This is a genomic window from Streptococcus sp., assembly GCF_041802885.1.
In the GTDB taxonomy this organism is placed as follows: Bacteria; Bacillota; Bacilli; order Lactobacillales; family Streptococcaceae; genus Streptococcus.
The window spans coordinates 1-4,140 of sequence record NZ_JBHCHN010000076.1; the positions used below are offsets into that span (position 1 = coordinate 1).

The 4,140-nt window shown below is 48.1% G+C and carries 6 protein-coding genes; all 6 read right to left on the reverse strand.

Annotated features, from left to right (window positions below; genetic code table 11):
- A partial coding sequence (locus ACEYCN_RS10065) for an endo alpha-1,4 polygalactosaminidase (protein ID WP_373714145.1) occupies positions 1-473 on the reverse strand: 473 nt, incomplete at its 3' end.
- Positions 474-546: 73 nt separating this feature from the next.
- A complete protein-coding gene (locus ACEYCN_RS10070) occupies positions 547-1,986 on the reverse strand; it encodes a 6-phospho-beta-glucosidase (RefSeq protein WP_373714146.1) in 1,440 nt (479 codons plus the stop codon).
- 43 nt (positions 1,987-2,029) lie between these two features.
- Positions 2,030-2,629 carry a histidine phosphatase family protein gene (locus ACEYCN_RS10075; RefSeq protein WP_373714147.1) on the reverse strand — a complete coding sequence of 200 codons (600 nt, stop codon included), beginning with the start codon at positions 2,627-2,629 and terminating at the stop codon, positions 2,030-2,032.
- Positions 2,626-3,246, reverse strand: a complete 621-nt coding sequence (locus ACEYCN_RS10080) for a histidine phosphatase family protein (protein WP_373714148.1) — start codon at positions 3,244-3,246, stop codon at positions 2,626-2,628. The genes ACEYCN_RS10075 and ACEYCN_RS10080 overlap by 4 nt, the downstream gene beginning before the upstream one ends.
- A 16-nt stretch (positions 3,247-3,262) precedes the next feature.
- Positions 3,263-3,889 carry a hypothetical protein gene (locus ACEYCN_RS10085; RefSeq protein ID WP_373714149.1) on the reverse strand — a complete coding sequence of 209 codons (627 nt, stop codon included), beginning with the start codon at positions 3,887-3,889 and terminating at the stop codon, positions 3,263-3,265.
- A gap of 33 nt (positions 3,890-3,922) precedes the next feature.
- Positions 3,923-4,140, reverse strand: a 218-nt coding sequence (locus tag ACEYCN_RS10090) for a family 1 glycosylhydrolase (RefSeq protein WP_373714150.1), incomplete at its 5' end; no start/stop codon positions are given.

The window sequence follows — 4,140 nt, forward strand, 5'->3', positions numbered from 1 at the left end:
ACTAGACTAGCATATACTTCTGATCGGTGGTCATGGTCATAGACATCCAGATTGTCCAGAAAAAGGCCGTCCACCCCCTTGTCCTTCAAATGTTGCGCTAACTGGTGAACCAGAAAATCCTGCCAAGTTGAATCCGTCACATCTAGCCAGGATTCATCTGGCCAGTTGTCATAGGGTTTGAAGGTCAAATCCTTGAAAGCTTGATAGAAGGAATTGGATATTTCCAGGGCTCCAACATTGAGGTAGGCAAAAACCTGATGAGACTTGGAATGAAGTTGTTTGACATCGGATTTGTCTAGATTGGTCGCATCCAAAACCAAGGTCTGATAGGATTTGGAGAGTTGAAGCAGGTCTTTCTTTTCCATCCCGATAAAGACTCCATAGTCCTGCTGGGGAGTTGGAAAATGCCGAACCAATAAGACCATGCTGGCTACTAATAGAATCAGACCTAGCAAACAACACCACTTTTTCATCCTTGTTGCCCTCCTTGTTCTTAGCTTAGCAAAGTGTCAGATAAAAGTCAAAACAGGCCAAATGGCCTGTTTCTTACTCAATATCGCTGCCGTTTGAGGCGATGACCTTCTTGTACCAGTCAAAGGATTTTTTCTTGGAGCGTTTGAGGGTTCCGTTGCCCTCATTGTCACGGTCTACATAGATGAAGCCGTAGCGTTTTTTCATTTCGCCCGTGCCGGCTGATACGAGGTCGATACAGCCCCAAGTGGTGTAGCCCCAGAGAACCACGCCGTCCTCATGAATGGCTTGGTTCATAGTTTCAATATGGGCGCGGAGGTAATCGATGCGGTAATCATCAGCGACATAGCCATTTTCATCTGGAGTGTCGACAGCACCAAGACCATTTTCTACGATGAACATTGGTTTTTGGTAGCGGTCCCAGATGGCGTTGAGGGTGATACGGAGGCCCAATGGGTCAATCTGCCAGCCCCACTCGGATGCGTCCAGATAAGGGTTTTTGATGGAGGCAAAGATGTTACCTTGGGTCTTTTCTTTCACGGCTGGATCGCCAGAGGCCACTCGGCTTGAATAGTAGGAGAAGGAAATGAAGTCGACAGTGTGCTCCTTGAGCAGGGCCAGGTCTTCCTCAGTCATTTCCAGTTCCAGTCCCAGTTTTTCCCACTTCTTCTTGGCATAGTTTGGATACTCTCCACGGGATTGCACATCGATGAAGAAATAATTCTCACGGTCTTCCTGCATGGCTTCCCAGTAGTCGCGCGGATGGCAGGTATTTGGGTAATATTGGCCCGCAGCCAACATACAGCCGACCTTGTTTTCTGGGTCTACTTCGTGGGCGATTTTGGTTGCAATGGCAGAAGTCACCAGCTCATGGTGGGCCGCCTGGTATTTGACCAACTCTTCATTTTCCCCTTCTTCAAAGCAAAGGCCTGCCCCCATAAATGGCGCGTGGAGAATCATATTGATTTCATTGAAGGTTAGCCAGTATTTGACCAGACCCTTGTAGCGGGTAAAGAGGGCCCGGCAGAGATTTTCATAGAAGCCCAGCATCTTGCGGCTGCGCCAGCCACCGTAGGTTTCAATCAGGTGCATCGGGCAGTCAAAGTGGGTAATGGTCACCAAAGGCTCGATACCGTACTTGTGGCATTCTTTAAAGAGGTCTTCGTAGAATTTCAGGCCTGCTTCATTTGGCTCAGCCTCATCCCCTTTAGGGAAAATACGAGTCCAGGCGATGGAGAGGCGGTAGGTTTTGAAGCCCATTTCGCCAAAGAGGGCGATGTCTTCCTTGAAATGATGGTACATGTCGATGGATTCCTTGGCTGGGTAGAAATAGCCATCCTCAAAATCAAACATCTTCTTGCGGCCAGTAATGATGGCTCCGCGGTCCTCGCCAATGGGCACGACATCCACATTGGCCAGTCCACGGCCGTCTACGTTGTAGGCTCCTTCACACTGGTTGGCAGCTGTTGCGCCGCCCCATAAAAATCCGTCTGGAAATGGTTTTAATTGTGTCATCTTGTCTCCTTTTTGTCTCCATGTCTATCATGGGACGATTTTTTTATTGATAAATTTGCCCTGAAACGGGATCGATGATTCTGACCAAGGCCATCTGTCCATCGGTCAGCTGGTAGTGAAAAATACAGCAGTTGCTAAAATGCAATTCAGGGTGCTGTTCCAGTTTGAGGCTGAGAAAATATTGCATGATGGCCCCAGCATGGCTGACCGCCAGAGCTACTTGGCCCTCCTCCAGGTCCTCAAAAATTATCCCAACCGTTTCAGCCATGCGCTGCTGGACATCATTGACCCCATCCCCATCATAGAGGACATAAAAGTCTTCATGGGAGGTTTGGTCGGGCCGGCGGTTGGGATGCAGGTATTCCTGCTGGCCCTCCATTCGGCCAAAATTCCATTCCTTCAAGCCCTTGAGGCGTTGGTAATCGGTTCGGCCTGAGGCCAGCTCTAGGGTGTCACTGGCCCGTTCAGAGGTGGAAGCATAGAGGCGGTCAAATTGGATGCCTTCCCCTTCAAAGAAGGTCCTGGCCTGTCTGGCCTGCTCTTCTCCCGCTGCTGTCAGAGGCGAATCGCACCAGCCCTGGATTCGTTTTTGCACATTGAAAAGGGTCTCTCCGTGTCGCATCAGATAAAGTGTTTTGCTCATTCGTTTCCCCTTTCATAGATAAAACTCTTGTCAATGGGGTCATAGATGGATTCCACCTCAAATTCAGCCCGGTTATAGTTTATTTTGAAAATAGCACAGTTGCTGATTCGCCTGTTTAATTGAGGCGGATTCTTGGTGACATTCCGAAAGAATTGACCGATTGCCCCACCATGGCTGATCAAAAGGACGGTCTCATCCTCAGCAGTCTCCTCTAAAATATCCCTAATGGTATCTCGCATGCGGCTGTACACCTGAACATTGGATTCCCCGCCATAGGCTACAAAATAATCTTGATAGCCCGAGCCGTCCTCGCGAAAGAGTTTGGGGTTGAGGTATTCTTGGTGGGCCTCAAAGGAGCCAAAATCCCACTCCTTGATCCCCTTTAGGCGAATGTAATCTGTGCGCCCTGTTGCCAACTCAGCTGTGTCACAAGCCCGCTCCTGGGTGGAGGAATAGACCCTGTCAAACTGAATCCCCTCTTGATCAAAATAAACCTTGGCTAATCTGGCCTGGGCAATGCCTTCTTCTGTCAAGGGAGAATCACAGGCCCCTTGAATGCGCCCCTGTTCATTAAAGCGTGTTCGGCCATGTCGCATCAAATAAAATGTCTTTGTCATATACTTGTCTCTCTATCTATATTCTCAGACATACTTGTTCATCCTCGGCCGTTACTTGAAGATTTTTAAAGTAACCTCTGGTCCCAATATCCACAAAGAGTCCGACTGAACCGCTGGCATCTTTTCCAAGTTTCAGTTGCTGTACCTGTAAGACCAAGTCACCATTGACATAAAAGTCTGCTTTGTCACCCTTGACCACAGCCTTGAGCCGAATCCACTCCGAAAGACCAATATCAGCCGGTCCTTCAAAGTCTTTGATGTCCCGTTCTCTGAAATAATCAAAGGTGTAGGTTGGGTAAGCAAAGTACTGGATGGCTCGCTGAGACCTTACCGGGTCATCAGTCCGTCCATTGGTTGGCCGAATATAGAAGGATTCAAAGCTACTGTCATCTTCTCTAATCCGAAAGGCCAGGCCGATAAAGCCCCTGGCATAATCTGGTGCATCTTCTAGTAATTGGCTGTAAACATCAACTTCGATGGTCCCATTATGAAAGAAATTGTCCTTTAATTTGGCATAGGTATTTTCATCTGGCTGGTTGATTTTTTCCGTTTTGACTACCTCCAGAACTTCTTCTCCAGCAATGTGGCTATTTCTAAGAGAGGTATGAACAGCTATAAAACAATCTTCTTTTATGGAAAGCATGAGTCCCTCCTTGATTTGAACTTCTTGGTCCTTTTAGAGTACATTGGCTCCATTAGAGGCAATCAAGTCCCTGTAATAGAAGAAGGAATCCTTGCGAGAGCGGTCAAAGGTTCCCTGACCTTGATCATCCGCATCGACATAGACAAAGCCGTAGCGTTTGGACATTTCAGAAGTCGAAGCTGAAACCAAATCCGTACAGCCCCACCAGGTGTAGCCCATGAGCTCCACTCCGTCCTCAATGGCTTCGTACA